Consider the following 23,015-nt stretch of genomic DNA (forward strand, 5'->3'; position numbering starts at 1 on the left):
ACTGCGCGACTACTTTCAAAAAACTTCAATAAGGCGCAGCACCTTAACAGGTTCTGCGCCTGAATTCGCTATATTTAAGGCCAAGGTAACAATTTTGCGATAGCTTTATTTCACAAATTGGAATGTGAGCCCAATATGTGCACGCCTTGGAAACTCTTTTCCCAGGCCCAGAATGGGCGCGGCACCTGTTTGGAGAACTACGGAGCATCAGACATGCAGAAGATGATACAGTCCATCGCCTTTAGACTGACCATGCCAATCCCACTTTTCGTCATATTGTGCCTTGGCATCACCTGGGTCTCTGTCCCGCGCGTACTGGAAAACAACACCGTCGCTTTTGCCACTTCTGCTGCAACCAATGTCGTCAATCAGATCAAAAAGATCCGTGGGTATTACACCAAGAATGTCATCATGGATGTCAAAGCGTCCGAAGACATGTCGGCTGGGATTAATCATGAGAACGACCCCAGTGTGATCCCCCTGCCAGCGACATTTGTGCATGACGTCAGCAGACTATTTGCTGAACAAGACCTCAGCCTTTCCCTGTACAGCGCGTTTCCGTTCCCGGGCCGCGCAGACCGTGAGATGGACAGCTTCATGCAAGAGGCCTGGGACTATCTGAGCCAAAACCCCGAAGGAACTTATAAACGCCAAGAAGTCGAAAATGGCGAAACATTTCTGCGTGTTGCTGTGGCCGACCGGATGGTGGCCGAGGGTTGTGTTTCTTGCCATAACGCCCACCCAGACACACCCAAAGCCGATTGGCAGGTTGGTGATGTGCGCGGTGTCCTTGAAGTGCGCGAAAACATTCAAGCCCCGCTGGCCGCTTCGCAAGCTCTGACGCGCAATATACTGATCGGCGTGGCGTTGGCGGGTCTCTGCCTAATGCTTATCGTATTGATCACCACCCGGACCATCACACAGCCCATCAAGCAAATTTGCAAAAGCATAGGCCAGGTTGCCAGTGGCAATTTAGAAGACCCCATTTGCTCGGCAACCCGCAATGATGAGCTGGGCCAAATTGGAAAATCCCTGACCAGCCTGCGCAATGACCTTGAACAAGCCAGCCGTGCAGAAAATGAACGTGCCGAACTGCAACGCGAGCAAGAAGAAGTTGTCGAGAAGTTGAGCCGCGGCCTGGATGTCTTGGCCAAAGGTGATTTCTCGAAACCACTGGAGGATCCCTTCCCTGCAGACCATGAACAGCTGCGTAGCGACTACAATCGCACCGTTCGGACGCTCAGCTCGACCATCGCCGAGGTCGTCAACTCGGCCAACAGCATCCGCAGTGGCGCCACCGAGATCAGCCATGCGTCGGATGACCTCTCACAGCGTACAGAAAGTCAGGCCGCCACATTGGAGCAGACCGCTGCTGCGCTGGAAGAGATGACCTCAAGCGTTAAGTCGGCAGCCGACGGTGCGCACAGTGTCGAAGATATCGTCAACGAGGCCAAAGTTGAGGCCGAAGAGAGCGACAAAGTGGTGCAGCAAGCAGTATCAGCGATGACTGAGATCGAACAATCTGCTCATCACATTAGCCAGATCATCGGGGTAATCGACGACATCGCCTTTCAAACCAATCTACTAGCCTTGAACGCAGGTGTCGAAGCCGCCCGTGCAGGTAATGCCGGCAAGGGATTTGCAGTTGTTGCCTCTGAGGTGCGCGCACTAGCGCAGCGTTCTTCGGACGCAGCGATGGAGATCAAGACACTGATCGGCGACAGTTCCAAGCACGTGGAGCAGGGCGTGGATCTGGTTGGCAAAGCCGGAGAAGCGCTGAACAGCATCGTAAACCGTGTTGGCCATATTTCGCAGCTGGTGTCGGAAATGGCGGTTGGATCGTCTGAACAGTCCACCGGTCTGGGTGAAATCAACATCGGGGTGACCCAGCTGGACCAGGTGACCCAACAGAACGCCGCCATGGTGGAAGAGGCCACTGCGGCCAGCCACTTGCTGAACTCGGACGCTACAAAACTGTCGGAACTGGTGTCGCATTTCAACATAGTCGGCGGCAACAATCCCCAACCACTTGCCAATGCAACTACGCCAAGCCCGAAACCGGCGCAGGCAGACGATTGGGATTTCGAACCAGAGATGCAATCACAGACCAAAACTGCAAACGCAGCTTCCGGTGCAACCGAGGTCTGGCAAGACTTCTAATCCTAAAGCGACGCCGGTAGTGGATAGTGAACACTACCGGCTTTCTCGCCTCTAGGCATACGGCGCCCAACGCATTGTCCTAGTGAAAATTTGATCATGCGCCCCCTGTCCCAATAGTCATAACAATCAGTTACAGATCTGGCTTTCATTTATTGTGTTGAAAATTGGCAAAGCGTGCATCGCACGGAGCCACAAAATCCCCAAACTGTCGGCAACTTCAAAAAGAGGCTCGATGATATTGCCGTCATATCATCGCCGAGCCCGTATATGTCGCGCACCATCCGGGCAGCGAAACTTCCCCGCGTTCAGATGACCACCCCCCGGCAGCCCTTCAACGTCTAGATTCGGTCATTGCGCCGAGCAATCCGTTGGGGGCTAGGCAACCTCATTCCGTATTGTTATCGCTTCCCGGCCTTCCTTAGCGTCGAATAAACGCATCCTCTTCGAGAGCCACACGGGCCGCCAAGTCTCCTAGCAACTGCCATTAACACAGGCTCTTGCAGCAATATTCATTGCTCACAGCCAGGTAGCGAAACCTGCGCGATGCACCGAACCGACCAGAGCGCATATCCGCAGACCATCACTCGCAAGGCGCTAAGGCCTTAGGCATCCGCACCCATCGCACACAACTCCGCTTACTGCCCAAGCTTCTGCAAAAGTAGCTTTTTTCGCACCTGCCTGCGCGACAAAATGGCTGCGCAAACACGGCTTCTCACTTCGGAGTTTCTGGAGGGGATCAGCCAAACGAGACTGGACTGTCACATAAATGGCCAATGAAAAAGAGAAAGCCATGGCGGATACTGATCCGCCATGGCTTTCATTAGGTGTCAGCTTGACTGAAGGTTAGGCTGCGCCATACAGCGGGTCCCCATCGGCACCCCACATCGACGATGCTGAATCATCCAGCTCCGCCTGGAAGCCAGGCGATGAATTGACATCGTCACTCAGCTTGAAGCCCGAAACGATCTGCACGAGATTGCTGGCCTCATCACGCAACATCTGACCAGAGGCTGCGGTTTGCTCCAGCATCGCGGCGCTTTTCTGCGAGTCTTGATCTAGAACCGTCACCGCAGTGTTCACCTCGGCCAAGCCGTTAGATTGCTCAACCGTTGTTTCTGCGATGTCGTTCACCTTCTCGACCACACGCTCGACCGACTCTTGGATCGTTGTCAAAGCGTCTCCGGTTTCGGTTACCAACTTGACGCCATCGGCAACGTCTTTCTCACTTGCGCGGATCAGTTCGTTGATCTCTTTAACCGCACCCGCTGAACGCTGCGCCAGCGCGCCGACTTCAGAGGCCACCACGGCAAACCCACGCCCAGCCTCACCAGCTCTTGCTGCTTCGACGCCCGCATTCAATGCCAGCAGATTAGTTTGGAAGGCAACATCTTCGATCAAACCCGTGATCTTGGCAATTGCGCCAGACGAAGCTTCGATACGCTTGATGGCGCCAACCGTCTTTTCGGCCACTGCTGCGGTCGACTTGGTCCATTTCTGGGCTTCGCTGACATAGCGCTCGGCCTGCTGAGCCCCTTCTGCCGTGCCACGAACGGTTTCATACAGGGTCTGAACAGCACCGGCTGTTTCTTCGAGAGAGGCAGCCGAGTTTTCACCGCGGCGAGAGGCATCATCAACAGCAGCAGAGATTTCACCAGCAGTATTCTTCAGGGTATCACTGCTTTGCGACAATTGCTGAACCATACCATTGAGGTTATCGGTCAGGCTATCAATCGAGGTTGAGATCTCGGCAAATACACCTTTTTGCCCTTCGGGCATGTGCTTGGTAAGATCGCTGCACGATAGCGCGTCAAGAATAACCAGAACATCGCCCAAGCCTTTTTCAGCAGCCTCGCCGATCTCGTTTACACCACGACCCATGTCAGCAAATGCACCCTCGTCATTTTCCACATCGATACGCTTAGAGAAGTCACCCTCGGCACATGCATTGATAACAACGGATATCTCTTGAGTGAGGCGCGCCTTTTGCTCCTCGTCACGACGGAAGTCTTCAACCGCACTGGTGATCGCCATGATCTCGGTGATCCGGGACTTCGACAACTTACGTGAGAAGTCGCCATCCATCATTTCCTTCAGCGCATTGTTTACACGCCCCAGTGGACGAGAGATGCTCATCGCTACCGCGATGGCAACAATTACAAACAGTGCCATACCAGCCCAACCGCCGATCTTCGAATTGCGTTGAAGCTGCGCGGAAGCCGCTGCCGCATTGGTCTGAATTTCATCAAGACGCGCAATGGCTTGGTCGTGGATACTTGTCAGAATTGGCGCTGCATCAGCAAACCGGGCGGACAAGGTGCCCCGAATTTCTTCCTCATTCATTGTTTCCTGAACAAAGTTGGCGAATGTCTCTTGATAGGTAGTCAGAAGAGCATCGATTTCTTTGTGCTGCTTGGCATCTCTGAAGAGCGAGTCCGGGAACTCACGGAACTCAGTCACCCGCGCGTTCAAACGGTCAAGATACTTGGTGTTATGGCGCATGATGAAATCTTTTTCGTGCCGACGCATCATCAACATCTTTACCTGCAATACAGGCTGATCGATTTCTTTCAACGCAGTTTCAACAGTTCGTACGGCTTCGCGCAGTTGCCCCTGCAACCCGGATTTTTCATCCAACCCTAACCGCTGATGTGTTGCTACAATTGCTGCGAATTGATCCTCGTATGCAGTGATCGATGTAGACAGCGCGTCAATTTCCGCAGCCGCACCTTCTAGCCCTTCGATTTGCGCCAATCGGGTTTTCGCTTCTTCAAGCACCGCAAAGAGGCGTGTCATCGTCCCGGCATGTCGCTGAACGTATTTATCATCAAGACGAAGCAAAAAATCCTTCTCGGCGCGACGGGCAAGTAGAAACTCGATTTCCAACTTGTCTAGCGTTGTATTCAAGTCCCCAACGCGCATAACACTGTCCTGCATTTCAGCGCTTTGTTTTTGCATGTAATTGGATATGCCGATGAGCGTGAACATGACCAAACCGGCCAGAACAACAATCGACAAAACCGCGGTGTTTATGGAGGTTTTGAGTTTCATGGTTTCCACATCTGTGATCGAAAAAGATGGCATTGTCCTACAAGAGCAAAATTAAGAAACTGTGTAGTAACGCTACATCCCCCAACACTGCCGGTTTTATTCCATGCCGCGACCGGATGTCTCGACAGTACATGCAAGTCGTTATTTTTATAGAGTATTTTTCGGCCTTTCGGTGAATGTTCAAATAAATCTGACTGAAATTCGGACAAGGTCAGTTTAAAAACCTCCACCAATTAGTCACGAGTATTTGCTTTATTGAAATCTACCGTCGCGTGTGAAGTGTAGAACACTCCGTCGATAAGTGCGCATTACGCGCAAATTCTTGGCCAAGAAACAGCTGGTACCCAAGCAAAACTACGGACGGTCAAACGTCGCCAGTTCACCAGACGTCGTGCATTCCCTACTGAGAGGCCACCCCATAACTGGCTCAAAACACAGCCAAGCACACCAGTTGAGACACTAGCTTCCCCTAAGTCTGTGACTGCTGCTTTACGGTGGTCTAACGGAAAATAGGTCGGATTTTCTTCAAAGCCGGGAGCTTCACAACATTTTAAGACAGCTACTGCATCCCTTGCCTGTACCGAACAACCCAGAAGGAATCAGAATGAAAGTTTTAGCTAGTCTAGCCTCCGCAACTCTGCTTGCCGCAAATGTTGCATATGCCGAAGTCTCCCCTGCCAGTGTAGATGGTGCAACCACAGTGTCTGTTGCAGCCGCAGCGGATCTGTTCGGCAATGGCGTTAAATTTGTTGACGTACGTAAACCAGCCGATGTCGAAGCGGGCCGTATTCCTGGCGCCATCCATCTTGATTCCAAAACAACTCTGTCAGAAGAAACACTCGCCGAGCACGTCGCCAAGACTGAGCCGGTTGTTTTCTACTGTAATGGCCATTCGTGCATGCGTTCGTCGCAGGCCACAGAAATGGCTGTTTCCTGGGGTTACTCCTCTGTCCACTATCTGCGCGATGGCTTCCCCGAGTGGCAAGCTTCCGGTCTGCCCGTCGAGTAATTTCAGCTCGACGCATAACACACCGTATGACGCAAGATAGACGCTAAGACCTCAAGAAGGCAGACAGACAATGCAAAAGCCAAAATTCTCCGGACTGTTCAACAGAATGTCCTTATTCGTAAAATGCATCCTGCTAACAGTTGTGAGCACTTTGACACTTGCATGCCTGCTTACTGTTGCAAACAACAAGATGCAGGAGCGCTCCATTGTTCATGGAGTGCAAAACCTGGGTCGCAACATGACAGTTGAGGTCGCAACTACCAGCGGGGGGTCTATTCGTTTCAAAAACACTGGCCCCCTCGCCGACCGCCTTGCGGGCGTTCTGGGACGAACTGAAGGACGCGCCACCTATGGCGTTGCCCTTAGCGTAGATGGTGAAGTTATCGCCGAAGCAGGTACGGTTTCCGAAGCAGATCGCAAAGTGCTGCAAGGTCTTGCCGCCTCTTCAGTGAGTTCGGGCGAAATGCAAAGCTCGGAAACGGGATTCATCACCGCAGCACCATCCAGAGTCGGCACCTCTGGCGACAATTATGTTGGCTCGGTTGCCTTTGTTTGGACACCTGAGGTCGATTTTGCTTCGCTTGGTCAGGGTAAGCTGATTGCGCTCGGCGTTGCGTCTGCCGCATTCCTAGCACTGGTCGCATTGTCCGCATTTGCGCTGCACCGCCTGATGGGTGTTCCACTGGCCCGCGTTGGTGAATCCATTACGGAAATCGCCGAAGGCAAGTATGACGAAGAGCCAATTTATCAGACACGTGGAGACGAGATTGGAAACATCGGTCGCCATCTGGAAGAGCTGAAAGAACAGCTGCAGATGGGCAAACGCGCCGAAGAATCCCAGCGTGAAGAGCAAAAACAGCAAGAAGCTGTTGTGGTCCAGCTGAGCGAAGGCTTGCAGAGCCTGTCAGAGGGTGATCTTACCCGAACGCTGGATACGCCGTTTGCAGAAAACTACGACGAACTGCGCTTGAACTTCAATACCACTGTCAGCAAGATGCTTGAGATCATTGGCACCGTAGTTGAAAGTTCAAGCCGCATTCAGGATGGCGCAACTGAAATCAGCCAGTCATCGGACGATCTGTCGCACCGGACTGAAAGCCAGGCAGCAACACTGGAAGAAACGGCTGCGGCCATGGAAGAGCTGACAGTAAGTGTAAAGTCTGCGGCTGATGGTGCACGCGAAGTCGAATCCATTGCAAACGATGCCAAGGTGACAGCTGAAAATAGTGATCAGGTTGTGACAGATGCGGTCAATGCAATGTCGCAGATCGAAGAGTCGTCCAGCAAGATCTCGCAGATCATTACCGTAATTGATGACATCTCGTTCCAGACCAATCTGCTGGCGCTGAACGCTGGGGTAGAGGCTGCCCGTGCCGGTGAAGCAGGCCGTGGGTTTGCCGTGGTTGCATCTGAGGTCCGCGCCCTGGCACAACGTTCCTCTGATGCGGCGATGGAGATCAAGAACCTGATCTCGGAAAGTGCCAATCAGGTGAACCAGGGGGTAGATCTGGTGGGTCGTGCAGGCCAGGAACTGAAGAAGATCACCGAACGTGTTGGTGAGATTTCTGAGCACATCACCGGAATTGCAGCGGGAGCCGCAGAACAGGCGATCACACTCACCGAAATCAACACTGGTGTGTCTCAGTTGGATCAAGTGACCCAACAAAACGCCGCCATGGTGGAAGAAGCCACCGCAGCCGGCCAGTTGCTCCGCAACGATGCCTCGGCGCTGGCCCAGCATGTTTCGGTATTCAACACCGGCCAAGGCAGCGCCACTGTAGTACCTATGGAACCAAACGAGCCATCGATGCCAACTGCGCATGGGTCGATGGAGAATGAGCTGGAGGTCCAATTTTCTGACATGCCAAAAGAAGCAAATCGCTGGGATGACTTTTAACTGAAGCCACTCAGCTAACAAACGCCAAAGCCAGCCTTGCAAAACAGGGCTGGCTCTTTCACGCTCGCGGCCAACTTACTTGAGCCAGGTCTGACGAGGCACAGGCCCTACCCGCACAATTTGCACCTGCATCTGACCACTTGTGCTGGTCAGTTTTGCCATACTTGCCAGTCGCTTTGATCCCTTATACCGTCTAGCAAATTATACAGAAAAGATCTCTTTATGCTCGAATTCGGTCTCTTACTGCTTGGCCTGCTGGGTTTGCTCATTGTGCTCGGCGTTCCCTATTTGTTGATATCACACACCAGGCTCAAGGCACGTGTGGCCGCTTTGGAAATTGACCTGGCAAAGGACAGGCTGCCAAAAACGGACAGCACCGTCTCTACTGCAAGTGACGCCATCAAACCTGAAACTCCTTGGGCAAGCAGCAAAGCAAAAGAGGCTGAGCCTCCCAAAGCTGCGCCTCAGCCCTCACCGCAGGTATCGCAAATACCGCACAAGGCTGAACCGGCCAAAGAGGACCGCGCAGCGACCTCGGTCCCACCAGTTAGAGCAAAAGAGGCACCTGCCCCGAAACCACCACGCGCCTTTGTCTTCCGCCAAGACACATTTGATAAACTCAGCGCTTGGCTTCGCGAAAACTGGGTGCTCGCTGCTGGCGCTGCCTCATTGGCTTTGGCCGGGGTGTTTATGGTGCAATACGGGGCTGAGAAAGGCCTACTAACCCCATTCTGGCGGGTTATGGCCGCGCTTTTATTTGGTGCTGCCCTGATCGCCGGGGGGGAAGTCATCCGCCGACGGTTTGGCGACGAAGCCGACGGCAGTATGCAGTACCTCCCCTCGGCCCTGTCCGGGGCTGGGCTGATTGCACTGTTTTCGGGGGTGCTGGCCGCAAAGGCCATGTATGGCCTGATTGAGCCTGGGACAACGTTGATCGCTCTGTGCTTGGTCTCGGTGCTGGCATTGGTTTTGGGATGGTTCTATGGGCCGTTTCTAAGCGCGCTTGGTATTATTGGCGCAACCGCATCACCGTTCCTGGTCGGTGGCCAATCCGATGCACCTTGGCTCTTCTACTATTATTTCGCCCTCGTTGCGTTGGTTGGGCTTGCGATTGACACAGTCAAACGCTGGGCCTGGGTTTCGGTGCTTAGCCTGGTGGCCACGCTCCCTGCCTGCTGGATGCTGTATCAATCTGGTGCGGGGGACGTGCACTTCCTGTTCGCAACATTTCTGATTGCTGGGGCCGCAATGGTCATTCCACAACGTAGCCTGTGGCCCACACATGGCGGTGCATCTTTGCTGGATTTGATGTTCATGCCCGTAGGAAAAAGCCTATTCCCCGAGTTCACCACACGGCTCTCCATAGCAGTTGTCGCGGCGGCAACAGCGGCGGCGACGCTGGTGATACTCGATGCCCCCAAACCCGAAAACGCCTATTTGGGTATCAGCGCTTTGGTTGTGTTGATGATTGCCACCCTAATCTGGATGCGCCGGGGCCCTGCCCTGTTTGATCACGGATTATTTCCTGGAGTAGCTTTTTTGGCAGTGCTGATGTTTGACGCCCTGCACCAAGGCTCGCTGTTTCGCACGTTCCGGGACGGAGTGGACCGCCTGCCCGAAACATCACCGCCCTCAACCGTTTGGGTCCTGGCTGCCATTGGTGTTTTGGGCTCAGCCCTTGCCTTTTATCGGATGCTACAGACTGACGGGATGCCCAAAAGCCGCTTTGACACGCCTGTATCCTGGGCTCTGAGTGCTGCCGTTTTTGCCCCCACTGTCATCATGGTGTTGGAATTTTTCTGGGCCCCTTCACCTGTTGTGGGTGCTTATCCCTGGGCACTGGCGACCATCCTGGTTGCGGCACTAATGACCTTGCTCGCAGAACGCACCGTGCGCGGGCCCGTTGCTGAGCAACGCCCGCTGCGGGTGGCCTTGTTTGCCATTGCAGCGCTGTCGCTTATCTCACTGGCCTTTTTCCTGCTGCTTGCAAAAACCGCACTTACGCTGGCGCTGGCGGCCATGGTTCTGCTGACGGTTCTGATCGACCGAAAGTATGACCTGCCTGCGTTGGGGCTGTTTGTGCAGGTTGGTGTCGCCGTTATCACCTATCGGCTTGTGATTGATCCGGGAGCCCCCTGGGCCACCCACCAAGAATATGTGGGGGATGTCTGGCAACCAAGCGCACCGCTATCGCAAGTCCTGCTGGCTTATGTGGGCACGTTGCTTCCATTGGTCGGCGCCTGGAAGCTTGCACAGGATACACGGCCTAAAACCGGGCTCATCCTGGAAAGTGCCATCGCCACTATTGGGGCCGTTTTCATCAGCGTCTTACTAATCAGGCTGCTGCCAGATTCCAGCAGTGAACACGCAAGCATTGGCTTGGTTGCGACAGTTTGGGCGGCCTCTATGGTCAATCAGCTGTACCGCATGCAAGGTAGCGGTCGTTTCTCTCGCCTAGTGCGCGGAGGGTTGGCCGCGGTTTATGGCTTAGCTGCAGGCGGATTGTTGATTGCGCTGTTTGTTGTTTCAAACCCGCTGGTCAACAGTGATGAGCTTGTCTTTGGGCCGCCGATCCTGGACTCCCTAGCCTCGGCCTATTTGCTTTTGGGCGGTGTCTTTGCAGTCGCGGCCTGGAAAGTGGCGCACTTTGGCCGCTACGTTCAAATCGGCTTTGCGGCATTGGCCAGTTTCCTGATTGCCTGGTACGTCAGCTTGGAGATCCGGCGCTTGTGGCGCGGAAATGATCTGACTGTTTCCGGTATAACCGACCCCGAGCTTTATTCGTACACGCTGGCCTTGCTGGTTGCATCGGCTATCATCCTGGTTGTCGCCTTCTGGACCCGCACAGATGCGCTGCGAAAGATGGCCATGGTGGGTGTGATCGCAACAATCGCCAAGGTGTTCCTGATTGATATGAGCGGACTGTCTGGGTTAACGCGCGTGTTTTCCTTTATGGGGCTGGGCCTGGCTTTGGTCAGCCTGGCATGGCTCAACCGCGTTATGACGGCTCAATGGGACAAGGGTAAGGCTGTGGAACGCCTCGATTCATCGGATGACACCTGATGACGGCACCAAAGTTGGGTAGCTGGGAGCGCTTCACACAGGGCCATCTGGGAGGGTTGCGGGCGCAAAACGGCACTCTCCCCCAGATTTTCCCCTGTGTTTTGAACAATTTCTGACCTATTTATGTTACCCAATCAGTTTTCGCACTTAGGACCAAAGACCAATCATGCCGAAAGACAAAAGCAACAAGCGTCTTCCTCTGCCATTTCGTAGCTACGTTGGCGCTGCTTTAACCGCCGCTATCGTCGCGCTTGCTGCCCTATTCGCCAATCTTGGCGCGATTGAGTCTCCAAAAGCCGAGGATTTTCAATTCTCACGCGGTGTTTCCTTTGCTCCGGGAGAGCAAGAACGCCTGAAGGGATACATAGCGTCGATTGCTCCGGATGATCGGGTTCTTATTCGGATAACCGGCCATACCGGCACCAAGGGGGACGACGCAGCCAACACTGAACTGTCGGGCAAACGCGCCAGAGCCGCCGAGGCAATCATTCTAGCCATGGGCATACCAATGGAGCGGATACAATGGGCTGGCGGCATTGGCAGTGGCAGTCCCCTGCCCCGAGATCAAGATGTCAGCGAGCGCACCTGGGAGCGCACCTTGGCGCGCGTTACGATTGATACCATGGTTGCGCCATGAAAATTCACCGGATCGCAACCGGGCTCACCGTGATCGGAGGAGCTGGGATCGCCATTGCCTATGGCGCCATGTTTCGCCTGCCTCATTTCTTTCCGTATTCGGATGTTGTTATTCTGGCGGGCCTTGGCGGTGTGCTGTCCATTCTACCTGATATGATGTTTCCCGACCGGCTTCTGCATGATCCCCAAGTCAGGTTGCGCCATGCATTTGTGCAGCGTCATCAAGTCAGCGAGGACCGTGCTGAAGTGACCCTGACGGCGATCAAGCGCATCCAGAATTTTTGCGATCGGTTGCTTGCCGCACAGCAGAACCTGTCCTCGGAACTGGCCGAGCAGATACAGGAAACCACCGAAAATCTGCAAGATATTGCCAAGTTACTCTTTTATGAACCCTCACATCTTCCTACATATCAAAAGGTCATTATCCGCTCCGAAAGCGTTGTTGAGGCCGCTGAAGGCCAGTCACGCCTTCGTAAAACCAAAGCAAGCGAACCTGAAATGCTGCAGTCTCGGGGCAAAGTCATAGAGTCTTTAAATGCCCTTCAAGGCGCTCTGGATCACACCGAGCAAAGGCGCATAGACGCAATTCTTTCCGATATCGACGTCTCGTCGAGCATCGCAGAAACCCTACTTCAATCCCCGAAAAGGAAATGAACATGAGGAAATTTTACAACAAGGCCCTGACATCCGCCGCAGCCGTGGCCGTAGCCATCAGCGCCGCCGGGCAGGTCGCGGCGCTTGGAGAGTCTCTGAATGAAATCGTAAAGAACGGTGTTGAAGATTGTCGCGTATCGCCCAGTAACGTCGATATGCCCTTTATCGCCTGGGGCGCAGACGCCATCGCCATCGAGGCCAACGGCGGCACGTTGAAAACCTCCAAAGGCAGCCATCTGGCCAATGCCGGTTGGCAGGTCAATCTAGGACTGGAAGACAATTTCAAGACGCAGTTGGAAAACTACCTGTCCTGCGATTCACCGTTTCTACGCGGGACTTTGGGCATGCTGACCGCAGCTGCTCCGGTTACCAATGCCGACGCCCGCTCAGAGCAGGTCATCATTTTCAAATACTCCTGGTCGGCCGGTGATGGCATTGTGGCAGGCCCTGGTATCAACAGGGTTAGCGATCTCGCGGGGAAACGCATCGCGGTTCAGGCCTATGGTCCGCATCTCGACTTTGTGTCGCGCATTCTGGATGACGCTGGATTGTCGCTGGATGATGTGAGCATCGTCTGGACCAAAGATCTGACGGGCACCAGTGACAGCCCTGCCGAAATCATCGCAAATGGCGATGCAGATGCTGCTGCGATGATCCTGCCGGATGCCCGCGCGCTGACTTCTAATGGCACTGTAGGAACCGGTGCAGAGGGATCTGTCAAAGGGGCCACAATCCTGTTTTCGACCCAGGAAGCCACGGCTGTTATTGGCGACTACATTTCCGTTCGCAAAGATTTCTTTGACGCCAATCGTGAGCAGATTGGCGAGATGGTTCATGCGCTTTTCCGTGCTGAGGAAGAAACACGAGACATCATGGGCGGCAGCGGTGGTGCTGACAAAAACCGTATCGGCGGCATGATTGCTGATGTCATGTTGGGTGGGCTGCCAGCAGAAGAAGGCGTTTTCCTGTGGCAAGATGCCATCACCGACGGCTGGGCCGGCAACGCCAAGCACTTCGGCGATCCAGCAGACCCACGCCGGTTTGCCATTCTAATGGATGAGGTCAACAAAGCTATGAAGGGCGCCAATATGATCGACCGTCCTATCATGCTGGAAACTGCTGGCTGGGATTACAGCCAGATGACTGCGGGTCTATCCAACCTATCGGACCGCCAGATTGCCTCGTTTGATCCACAGGCGGCCGCGGCGGCGGTACAACGACTGCGCAAGACCGGCCAGTTGGACGCCAACACCAAGATTGATTTTCAGGTCTATTTCGAGCCAGACACCAAAAACTTCCCGGTCGCGCTGTATGCGGATGACTTTGAGGAAATCATTCGCCTGGCGGCAACCTACTCCGGAGCCATCATTACCGTCGAAGGACATGCCGATCCGCTGCATTATCTTAAGCAGGAAAAAGCTGGAGCATCGGACCGTGAGTTGAAGGCCATCCGAACCTCGGCTCTGAACCTGTCAATGGACCGCGCCCTGTCGGTCGTGAACGCCCTGGAAGACTATGCTCAGGATGAGGCAATCACGATCAACCGCGCGCAGTTTACAGTTGATGGTGTGGGCATCACCGATCCGGCCTTTAATCCGCCCAAAAATGCCGAGCAATGGCGGCAGAACATGCGGGTGAAATTCCGCGTTCTGACAACCCAGGCCGAAGCCACCGAATTCTCTCCGCTTTAAGGACACCCACGAAGCACATCTGCACGCCAATTGGGGGCGTGCAGTCAATCCCATCTCGTCGCAAATTTTGAAGGCTGGCGGGATCTTATATTTGGGAGATGAAAGTTGAAACACACCTGGGTTAAAGCCGCGATTGTTGTAACGACCGCACTCGGTCTTGCAGCTTGCAAGGAAGAAGAAGCAGCACAAGACAATGGGATCTCTGCTGATTGGGCCGCAATTGCGGCCTGGCCTGGTGATATTCCAGAAAACGCTGAGCCAGAGCCGAACCCCCACCGCACGACCACGATCATCATTCTGGATGACAGCGGATCTATGGGAGAAGGCATCAATGCCGCAAAAGAAGCTGTTGTTACAAATGTCAAAAGCTTGAAAGACACGGATTACGTTGGTGTACAGGCCTTGAATGCTGGAGAAATTCTGCCGGTTATGGCGTCAGACGAAGCGTCAGATCAGATTACCCGAGCGATCAGGGGCGTTCGACCGGATGGCAAAACCCCCTTGGGATCCAGCTTGGAAGCGGCTTACAAGTTGATCCGCGAAGAAGCCTCGTATCAACGCGGGTTTGGGACTTATCGGATTGTTGTCACCACTGATGGTGCCGCCTCGGATGAAGACTATCTTGAAAAGATGATGACCGATATTCTGACAAACTCACCGGTTGAACTTGCCACCATTGGTTTAGGAATTGGTCCGGGACATATCCTGAACCTGCCCGGCAAAACCACCTATGTGTCGATCAATAACGTCGACGATCTGTCTGCTGCTCTGGCCCAGGTATCTGCCGAGCAGACCGATTTTCAACCGATCACAGATTTCGAGGAAATTACAAAATGAGCCGCTCTCTTTTGAGATGGAACGAATGGTCTCCCGGGCTGGACACTGACCACTTGACCATGCGCGAAGTCATGTCCACCCTTCCGGCCTCTCCGCCGGAGGATGTTCCAGAAATCATCCGTCGTTATGAAAACCCCGAAAGCCCTGAAGCCCTGCCGGGTGCGATATCGTTAGAGCGCCATGATTGCATTCACGCCATTCTGGGGCGTGGCCTGCACGTACAAGACGAAGCCTTTGTTATTGGTGCGACCATGGGCGCGGCCTCGGACATGACCGAGGACCACACCGAGACATTCATCCGTGTTTCAACACAAGACTACCCCGACCCCTGGCGCTTTACCGAAGACCACATAATGTCCTACCGACTTGGTGTCGGGTTCTCGATGGATAATCTTGCGGGTACTGATCTCCACCTGATCCCGTTCGAAGTTGAAGAATGGCAATCGCGTACCATTGGCGAAATCCGCAAACACTTTGGTCTCGTGAAGGAAGAAATGCGCGCCTATTACCGCTCGGAAGAGCTGTATACCCCTGGCACCCGCGCAACACGCAGGCTCGACACCTGCAAGAACCGGCATGACCACGACATTGTGCCGGACGAATGAAGACCAGGCTTTAGCGGCTCCACACTTGCACATGCTTGAACAATGGAAACGGGTGTTTGACGGCTCATAGCCTCACGCTTGTTGCTACAGAGCCTTCAGCTGAGGCGGCCGTAGAATGTCATTCGGGCGGTTTCTGACAGCGATACTCCTGGTTCAGCATTATAGGCCAGTACAGCAAGCATGCGCGTCCGAGCGCCCGCATTCGGCGCAACCCGGTGGATAGAGTTACGACCGCGAAAGAAAACCAGCGTACCTGCCTGCGCTTCCATGGATTGCACCTGTGTCTTGCCGTCAAGAATATTTGCGACGTCGCCAAAGCCCATCTCTCCGCTATCGGCATCACGCACCGCTGTTACGTATTCGAACTGTCCACCCGCCTCGGGAGCCTGAACCATCAGCGTGATAGAGAACGAAGAGTTGTCAAAGTGCCATCCAAGCTCCTGACCTTCTTCATGGAAGTGCAAATTGATCGACGAGAGCGGATCGGCATATTCGTGCAGTTGTTTTTCGCCAATTACATCGCACAGAAAGCTCCTGAAAACCGGATCATCATAGAGTTGACGCAGAGCTGACCCCAGCGGAACCTGATCATCGGTGAGGCAGCCCTTGGACGATGTGACAAGCCGGTTTCGGGCGTGATCTATGGCATAGGCTGGGTCTGCCTTGCTTAAGTACACAGTGTGCTGTTCGGTGTTTGCGTAGACATTGTTGCGGCTTGCCTCGCCTTCGTCTCGGATGGAATTGACTGCTTCGGGCACAACAAAACCCGGCATGATAAACACGCCATCTTCGTCAAACTCTTTTTTGCAGGCCTGTCGAAACTGCGGGTCGGCAATCGGGAACGAACTCAGGTCGACAATTTTGTTCAGGCTCATTTGGCTCTCCATATTCGCGGGAAACGTCACAAATCTGGCTATCGGGCTTTGCGGGATAAGCAAAACTGTATTAATCACTCTTCTGAATAAGAAAAACTTTTAAGCAGCACCATGACCCGGATAACACTAAGGCAATGCAGCTATTTTCAAGCGGTCGCTCGTAAAGGCGGCATTGCTGCGGCTGCGGACATTGTCGGCGTGTCGCAACCTGCCATCGCTCAGTCGATCACAAAGCTCGAGGATATGACCGGCCTTGTCCTGTTTCGGCGTTTGCATGCGCGTGGGATGGAACTGACGCCGCAAGGGAGCGAGTTTTTACGCTATGCCGACCAGCTTTTGGCATTTGCAGATCAAATGGACCTAGCAATTGATGACATCTCTCAACATCGAAAGGGCACTGTGCGCCTGGGGTGTTTCCAATCATTGGCGCCTTTTTTCCTAGCTCCTATCTTGAGCGGCTATCAGGCCAAAGAACCCGGTATTGTCTTGAACACCAGCGAGATGTTGCAAGAAGAGCTGACAACTGCACTTCAGAAGAACGAACTGGATCTCACAATTCTCTACGACCTTGGACTGGATACGCGAATTTTTGACCTGCATCCGTTTGCGGAATTGCGCCCCTATCTGATTGTTCCGCAAGGGCACAGATTGGCAGAGCAAGGCGCGGTTTCAATTCACGATATTGATGGCGAAGACTTCGTTCTTTTTGACGCCCCACAAAGCCGGGATTTCTATTATGCGCAATTTGCTCAGCACAGCATCAAACCTCGTATTGCCTGCCGCTCGGCTTCTATTGAAACGGTACGGAGCTACGTTGCCAACGGCTTGGGTGTTTCAATTCTCTCGATGCGACCTGCATCTAATCAGACCTATGCGGGAAAATCCGTTGTGCCGGTGTCTTTGATTGAGGATTACGGACCGACACGCATTGTGATCGCATCTTGTCCAGATCGCGAGGTCAATGAACTTATCACGCCTTTGATTTCCTTCTGTCAGTCTCTGTTTCCTGAGTTGTGCGGCGGTGCCACAGATAACGGCCAGCGGCCATGATCCGGTCCTGACCAAAGGGGTTGCCCCAGTCTTTTAACATCGCCCCTTGTGTTCCAGACCGCTGTGCACGGCACTGGTGCATTAGACGCCCCTATTCGGCGGCAACGAGACTTTGATTGGCAAAACCCTGTCTGATCAGGGCAACTTATACCTGATACACAGGTGGCTCGTTGTGTTTGCTGTCACGCCATTTTCGAATGGTTTTTTCCAACTCTTTTAGCCGCAAAGGTTTGGACAAATAGTCGTCCATCCCGGCCTGACGGCAACGTTCGGCTTCTTCGGCCAATGCGCTGGCAGAGACCCCTATGATTGGCGTGGCCGGTAGAACCTGTGCGGTCTCAAAAGCGCGAATTTTACGGCTCATCTCTAACCCATCCATTTCGGGCATCTGACAATCGGTCAAGACCATGCCAAAATTCCCGCTGCGCCATTTGTCAAAACCGTCGACGCCGTTCACCGCCGTTTCAAAATGATACCCCAACAACTCCATCTGGTGCCGCATCACCGAGAGGTTTAGCGGATTATCATCAATGATCAAAATGGGAAGCTGGCTGTATTCTGAGGCGACCACCAGAGGTTTTTCGTGTATTTTTGGCAAGTTGGCGTGCTGCTGAGCAGGATCCAACAGCTTGGCGATGCCCCGGAAAATATCGCTGTGATGGGCCGGCAAGCGAAACGAAATGTAGGTGTATTCGTCGGTAAAGCCTTTGGCGGTGTCGCGCCGTTGATCCATCACCACAACCTTTGCATCATGTTGCATAGCGCGGATCAGCCCTGTTGTTTTCATGCTTTTTTCATGCGTGGCGCGCGCTACGAGGAAGACAGCACGGGCTGGATTTTTGGCCACCATTTGCAACAGCTTCTTCTCGCTATCGACCTCAATAACTATAAGGCCGCGCGCTGAATACAGGAGCGGGTGGCTGCGATGAAAGCCTGTGATCTCGTTCAAGATAACCAAGCTTACGCCGCGCAGGTCCGGTGCAGGGATTTCTGCTGGGGCCTCTTCGATGGGAATATCTACGGTAAATTTTGACCCCTCATTCAGCACGCTTTTGACCGTTAGAGTGCCGTCCATCGCAGTGATCAGATTTCGGGCAATGACCAACCCCAATCCAGTGCCACCGTAACGGCGAGTTGTGGAGTGATCGCCCTGTTGAAAAGGTAGAAACACTTTTTCGATGATTTCGGCTGTCATGCCAATACCATCGTCAACCACGCTAAACTGAAGCCTGGATTGATCTTGCAGCATGACCATCTGCAACTCGACAGTGCCCTGGGTACCGTCAGGCTTTTGGGAAAACTTGATCGCGTTAGACAAAAGGTTGGTCAGGACTTGTCGCAAACGCACAGGGTCGCCATAAATCCAATCAGGCAGGTCACTATTGGGAAAAATATGTAGATCCACATCATATTCCTGCAACGATGTTACCAAGGTTTCTGCAGATTTCTCCACGATATCCAGCAATGGAAAAGGAATACGTTCCAACTGAATTTTACCCGCTTCGATCTTCGAGGCGTCCAGCACGTCGTTCAAAACCCGCAATAGAAATAGCGATGAGTCGCGTACTGGCTTTGGTCTTCTTTCAGCCCGGTTTTGCCCAATACCTCAATCATGCCAATGACACCGTTTAAAGGAGTGCGGATTTCGTGGCTTATGTTCGCTAGAAATGCCGATTTTGCTTCGCTTGCTTGTTCGGCCTCTAGGCGTTTGTCAAAATGCAACTGTCCAGAGCGCAGAAACGTCGCAATCAAGCCCGCCACCAGCATCGCTATGGCGAGCGTCGCAAAAATGATTTTCTGTTGCGCCTCATATTGGGCGTTTTCAATGCGGAAGTAGTAAAACTGTGTTTCTATCGCTTGATAGACCTCTTGTTCATAATTGTTCTATTGTCGAAAAATGGTTGTGAACACATCGTTTAGTTCGCTCGATTGCTCTTCAGTGGGCGATAATCCCGCAGATTCCACGATTTCAATGGCGCGCTGCAGCAAAGGCTGTTGAAATTCCGCCAATTTTTGAATGTGTTCATCAGGGCCGAGTGTAAAGCCAACCGCGGCCTCCAGCATATCCAATGTGTCATAGACAAGGTCTTCTGATTGGCTACCAAGAGCAAAGCGATAGCTCTCAGCTGCCCGCGACGTCATCTGCGAGACTTTAAAATTTGTGCGCATATGAATGATCGCGTCGATCGTGGCTTCGGCATTCTCCTGCGTACGCAACTCGGATCGATAGGCATAATAGGCATAGGATCCGACAATGAGCATGCCAGTTAAGATAACCGCAAACAGTCGCGCTGGGGAAAGAGCCGCTACTTTTTGAAGTCGATTTTTGTGATCATCCAGATCCATCTTGGTCGCGCATCCCTTTCGGTACCGTGTTCTGGGTCAAAATCCGGGAATATCACCCGCATCGGGCCTTTTTGATCAAACCCGATATGTTCGCCATCCATCTGTGTGGCGAGCAAAATCCGGATTTTGTCCCAATGCTCTTTCGGAAAGGTGATTTGATAATCGTCGATTGCCGTTAGCGTCACTTCGGTGATGCCGGGTTCGGCAAATTGCGTGACCAGATCTTCCAGCCACACGCCGGAATACTTGTGTATGGTCTCGTTCTGCGGCGTAAAGGCGTCCAGCTCGACCACGCCGATTTTCTCGATATCCGCTATGGTAACACGCGATTTTTGTTCAACCGCGACTGCGCCCGAGAGTCGGATTTTCTGATTGCTATCCTCAGCACTTGTGGGCGCTCCTGCCAGAAGGCCAAAGACCAAAACCGCACCTACAGTGGTTGTTCGAAGAAAGTTCAACATTATTCTACCTCCTATTTACATGGTGTGTTGATCTGTTCCTCTGCGTTACTGGTTCGAGCATTGAGAGCGTCGAAGGTTTACGTGGCTGGCCTTGTTGGCCACGAGGGGAGTTGCACTGTTCTTGTTAAACCGGAAGAGCGGGTGGATTCGAAGGTGCCTTGTCACGCCATTTGATGATGGTTTGTTCCAGCTCTTTCAGCTGCAGCGGCTTAGACTGATAGTCATTCATGCCTGCCTGGCGGCAACGTTCAGCCTCTTCCGACACAGCGCTGGCGGAAATGGCAATGATCGGGGTGGCAGGCAGCAGTTGTGCGGTTTCGAAAGACCTAATTTTCTGGCTTAGCTCTAAGTCGTCCATTTCGGGCATCTGGCAATCAGTGAGCACCATGGCAAATTTTCGAGTACGCCACTTGGCAAAACCTTCGGCTCCATTGGTAGCCGTTTCAAAAGGAAAGCCCAGAAGTTTCATTTGCCTGTGCATAACCGCCAAGTTTAGCGGATTGTCGTCGATAATCAGAACCATTGGCTGCGACTGCTCATCCAGCAGGTTCGCACCAAGCGGGTCTTGGCCTGGAGCCGCGGCCCGCTCGGAAAGCGTAGTTATTTCAACCATTTGCGCCGCACCGCCCGCCAAACCTAGCAGGATCGACACGCCGCGCAAAACGTCGCTGTGATGCGCTGGCAGACGATACGAGATGTAAATATCTTTGCTTACCAGCCCTTTGGGCGATTCGCGCTGCGGGTCCATGATCACAAGTTTGACCGTTGGGTTCATCTCTCGCAGCTTCTCTACCGCAATCAGGTTTTGCTCATGTGTGCGATAACCAATGATCAGCACAGAGTTTTTATCAGCGGCATTTGCCCTTTCAAACAATTCCTCTTCGGATTTTGGAAAGGTCGCATTGGCCCCGCGTGAGGAATAATAATGCGGATATTTGTCATGAAAGCCTTGGAGATCCACGTAAATTGTCAGGTCGGCGCTGGAAAAATCCGCCCGAGCGGTTCTAACCGGAGCTTCCTTGATGGGCAAAAGCACGGTGAATTTTGATCCAGTGCCTGGTGTGCTGTCGACCACCAATTCGCCGCCCATCAGCTCCACCAGATTGCGTGTGATCACCAAACCAAGGCCGGTGCCTCCAAAACGCCGAGTGCTGGTGAAATCCCCCTGTTAGAACGGTAAAAACACCTGCTTCAGCGTGTCCTGTGTCATACCGATACCGTTGTCCTGCACACTGATGGTTAAGGTGCTGCTGTTGGTCCGTCTGGTTAGCTCCAGCTCAACATCACCTTTTTCTCCATCGTCGCGCTTGGAAAATTTGATCGCGTTGGGCAAACGGTTGGTGACAATCTGGCGCAACCGCACCGGGTCACCATAAATGCGGTCGGGCAGGTTGTGATTGGGGTAGGTCTGCAGATTGATGTTGGCTTCTTGTGGTTGGATCGCCAACGTTTCCACCGACTTTTCAATCGTTTCCAGCAAGGGAAAGTCAATTTTTCGATTTTAATTTTGTCGGCCTCAATTTTTGAGGCATCCAATACATCATCCAGCACCTGCAGCAGATAGAACGAAGAATCTTTGATCGTATCCAGCATGCGGCGTTGATCGTCGGTCATTCCTGATTGTTCAAGGATTTCAACCAAGCCAATCACACCATTCATCGGGGTGCGAATTTCATGGCTCATATTGGCCAGAAAATCGGATTTGGCTTTACTGGCGTTCTCAGCCTGCAACCTTTTGCGAGTATGGACCTGTTCTGAACGCAGCAGGATCAAAACCAGCCCGGCCAGAACAATAGCAATGCCTAACGTGGTGATCGCAATTTTCTGGCTATCGACATTGTGCCGAGTTTCAGTTCGAGACTCCGCAAACTCCATCACAACATCGTTGTAAATGGTTTGATCGAAACCGTCACTTATTCGGTAAAGCTGCAATTGCATCGCACTTAGTTGCGCCAACTGTTCGGAACTAGGGCTCAACCCAGCACTACGGATGATGTCGATCGAGTTTTCCAAAACGGGCGGCACATCAGTGCGAAAGGCAGGCAAATATATATAGTGGCTGTGGGCAAAATTCTTCGCTGCGCCAAACAAGCGCTCGGATTCGTCAAACAGTGCCGAGTCTTGGTGCAGCACCGCATCGCGAAACGTTTGCAATGCGCGGTCATAAGACTGGACGAGCTTGAGATTAGTCCGCAACGCGTCAACGGATCGCACATTTGATTGCGGACCTTCGTTGCTTCGCGATTCATCGACAAAACTGTAAGCCATGTAGAGGCCAACCAAAATCAGCCCGGCTAGCAGAACGCCAACCATGCGAATAGGCGAAAAACCCGCACCCCAGCCGACTTAGTACTGAGGTCAAATGCGACGGTTTTGTTCTTTTTCTTCACGTTTGGACGTCCCTTGATTTCTCATCACGAGAAGCCATTCATCGGGCCATTTTGACGCTCTATGGTGGTTTCCGGTGCGGTGTGTGCGTCGGATTTCGGCACCTATCATTGTTGCTCTGTTTGATAAATCTGGAGTGGTTTTTACCAATGGCAACCGTGCTACACTGATTGATCAGCCAAAACTCTGACATAGGTGATACAGGGTAGCGTTTAGGTTAGCGGCGTTCTTTGACCCAAGACGCGGACCCTAGCCTCAAGCAGAAACGAACCAGAGACGCCGTTAAGATCCCCCC

The 23,015-nt window shown here is 53.1% G+C and carries 18 protein-coding genes and 1 pseudogene; 10 read left to right on the forward strand and 9 right to left on the reverse strand.

All coding sequences use genetic code 11. From position 1 onward, the window contains the following. Positions 1 to 213: 213 nt before the first annotated feature. Positions 214 to 2,160, forward strand: coding sequence for a methyl-accepting chemotaxis protein (locus AC2T28_RS19325; protein WP_486750285.1), 1,947 nt, complete (start codon positions 214 to 216; stop codon positions 2,158 to 2,160). 843 nt (positions 2,161 to 3,003) lie between these two features. On the opposite strand, the gene AC2T28_RS19330 is transcribed toward AC2T28_RS19325, so the two are convergent. Beyond that, positions 3,004 to 5,208 (reverse strand): methyl-accepting chemotaxis protein, encoded by a 2,205-nt coding sequence (locus AC2T28_RS19330; RefSeq protein WP_486750286.1) that lies wholly within the window; start codon positions 5,206 to 5,208, stop codon positions 3,004 to 3,006. A 604-nt stretch (positions 5,209 to 5,812) separates the two neighbouring features. On the opposite strand from AC2T28_RS19330, the gene AC2T28_RS19335 reads away from it, so the two are divergent. The 8 genes from AC2T28_RS19335 (at position 5,813) to AC2T28_RS19370 (ending at position 15,600) form a co-directional block, all read left to right on the forward strand. Further along, a complete protein-coding gene (locus tag AC2T28_RS19335) occupies positions 5,813 to 6,217 on the forward strand; it encodes a rhodanese-like domain-containing protein (protein WP_486750287.1) in 405 nt (134 codons plus the stop codon). Between the two features lie 190 nt (positions 6,218 to 6,407). After that, the gene (locus AC2T28_RS19340) at positions 6,408 to 8,114 is read left to right on the forward strand and encodes a methyl-accepting chemotaxis protein (RefSeq protein ID WP_486750288.1); all 1,707 of its coding nucleotides are present in this window, start codon (positions 6,408 to 6,410) and stop codon (positions 8,112 to 8,114) included. Between the two features lie 222 nt (positions 8,115 to 8,336). Then, positions 8,337 to 11,177: a DUF2339 domain-containing protein gene (locus AC2T28_RS19345; protein ID WP_486750289.1), complete on the forward strand. Its 2,841-nt coding sequence runs from the start codon at positions 8,337 to 8,339 to the stop codon at positions 11,175 to 11,177. A 166-nt stretch (positions 11,178 to 11,343) separates the two neighbouring features. Continuing rightward, positions 11,344 to 11,814, forward strand: a complete 471-nt coding sequence (locus AC2T28_RS19350; RefSeq protein WP_486750290.1) for an OmpA family protein — start codon at positions 11,344 to 11,346, stop codon at positions 11,812 to 11,814. Continuing rightward, positions 11,811 to 12,467: a hypothetical protein gene (locus AC2T28_RS19355; protein ID WP_486750291.1), complete on the forward strand. Its 657-nt coding sequence runs from the start codon at positions 11,811 to 11,813 to the stop codon at positions 12,465 to 12,467. Before AC2T28_RS19350 ends, AC2T28_RS19355 begins: the two co-directional genes overlap by 4 nt. A 2-nt stretch (positions 12,468 to 12,469) precedes the next feature. After that, positions 12,470 to 14,158: an ABC transporter substrate-binding protein gene (locus AC2T28_RS19360; RefSeq protein WP_486750292.1), complete on the forward strand. Its 1,689-nt coding sequence runs from the start codon at positions 12,470 to 12,472 to the stop codon at positions 14,156 to 14,158. Positions 14,159 to 14,263: 105 nt separating this feature from the next. Continuing rightward, positions 14,264 to 14,995: a vWA domain-containing protein gene (locus tag AC2T28_RS19365; RefSeq protein ID WP_486750293.1), complete on the forward strand. Its 732-nt coding sequence runs from the start codon at positions 14,264 to 14,266 to the stop codon at positions 14,993 to 14,995. Continuing rightward, the gene (locus AC2T28_RS19370) at positions 14,992 to 15,600 is read left to right on the forward strand and encodes a hypothetical protein (protein ID WP_486750294.1); all 609 of its coding nucleotides are present in this window, start codon (positions 14,992 to 14,994) and stop codon (positions 15,598 to 15,600) included. Before AC2T28_RS19365 ends, AC2T28_RS19370 begins: the two co-directional genes overlap by 4 nt. A 95-nt stretch (positions 15,601 to 15,695) precedes the next feature. Here AC2T28_RS19370 and AC2T28_RS19375 read toward each other — a convergent pair whose 3' ends face one another. Then, complete coding sequence (locus AC2T28_RS19375; RefSeq protein WP_486750295.1) at positions 15,696 to 16,475, reverse strand: HalD/BesD family halogenase; 780 nt, start codon at positions 16,473 to 16,475, stop codon at positions 15,696 to 15,698. 111 nt (positions 16,476 to 16,586) lie between these two features. On the opposite strand from AC2T28_RS19375, the gene AC2T28_RS19380 reads away from it, so the two are divergent. Further along, complete coding sequence (locus AC2T28_RS19380) at positions 16,587 to 17,525, forward strand: LysR family transcriptional regulator (RefSeq protein WP_486750296.1); 939 nt, start codon at positions 16,587 to 16,589, stop codon at positions 17,523 to 17,525. A gap of 145 nt (positions 17,526 to 17,670) precedes the next feature. On the opposite strand, the gene AC2T28_RS19385 is transcribed toward AC2T28_RS19380, so the two are convergent. The 7 genes and pseudogenes from AC2T28_RS19385 to AC2T28_RS19415 form a co-directional block, all read right to left on the reverse strand. Continuing rightward, positions 17,671 to 19,050, reverse strand: coding sequence for an ATP-binding protein (locus tag AC2T28_RS19385; protein ID WP_486750297.1), 1,380 nt, complete (start codon positions 19,048 to 19,050; stop codon positions 17,671 to 17,673). 5 nt (positions 19,051 to 19,055) lie between these two features. Further along, positions 19,056 to 19,277: a histidine kinase dimerization/phospho-acceptor domain-containing protein gene (locus AC2T28_RS19390; protein ID WP_486750298.1), complete on the reverse strand. Its 222-nt coding sequence runs from the start codon at positions 19,275 to 19,277 to the stop codon at positions 19,056 to 19,058. Positions 19,278 to 19,409: 132 nt separating this feature from the next. Then, positions 19,410 to 19,871, reverse strand: coding sequence for a hypothetical protein (locus AC2T28_RS19395; RefSeq protein WP_486750299.1), 462 nt, complete (start codon positions 19,869 to 19,871; stop codon positions 19,410 to 19,412). Continuing rightward, positions 19,832 to 20,332: a molybdopterin-dependent oxidoreductase gene (locus AC2T28_RS19400; protein ID WP_486750300.1), complete on the reverse strand. Its 501-nt coding sequence runs from the start codon at positions 20,330 to 20,332 to the stop codon at positions 19,832 to 19,834. The genes AC2T28_RS19395 and AC2T28_RS19400 overlap by 40 nt, the downstream gene beginning before the upstream one ends. A gap of 124 nt (positions 20,333 to 20,456) precedes the next feature. Further along, positions 20,457 to 21,422 carry a response regulator gene (locus AC2T28_RS19405; RefSeq protein ID WP_486750313.1) on the reverse strand — a complete coding sequence of 322 codons (966 nt, stop codon included), beginning with the start codon at positions 21,420 to 21,422 and terminating at the stop codon, positions 20,457 to 20,459. Then, a pseudogene (locus tag AC2T28_RS19410) lies at positions 21,411 to 21,695 on the reverse strand (ATP-binding protein); the annotation flags it as partial. The pseudogene AC2T28_RS19410 and the gene AC2T28_RS19405, both read right to left, overlap by 12 nt. After that, the gene (locus AC2T28_RS19415) at positions 21,599 to 22,645 is read right to left on the reverse strand and encodes a sensor histidine kinase (RefSeq protein WP_486750301.1); all 1,047 of its coding nucleotides are present in this window, start codon (positions 22,643 to 22,645) and stop codon (positions 21,599 to 21,601) included. The pseudogene AC2T28_RS19410 and the gene AC2T28_RS19415, both read right to left, overlap by 97 nt. Positions 22,646 to 23,015: the final 370 nt, after the last annotated feature.

The organism is Parasedimentitalea nitratireducens (genome assembly GCF_057444295.1).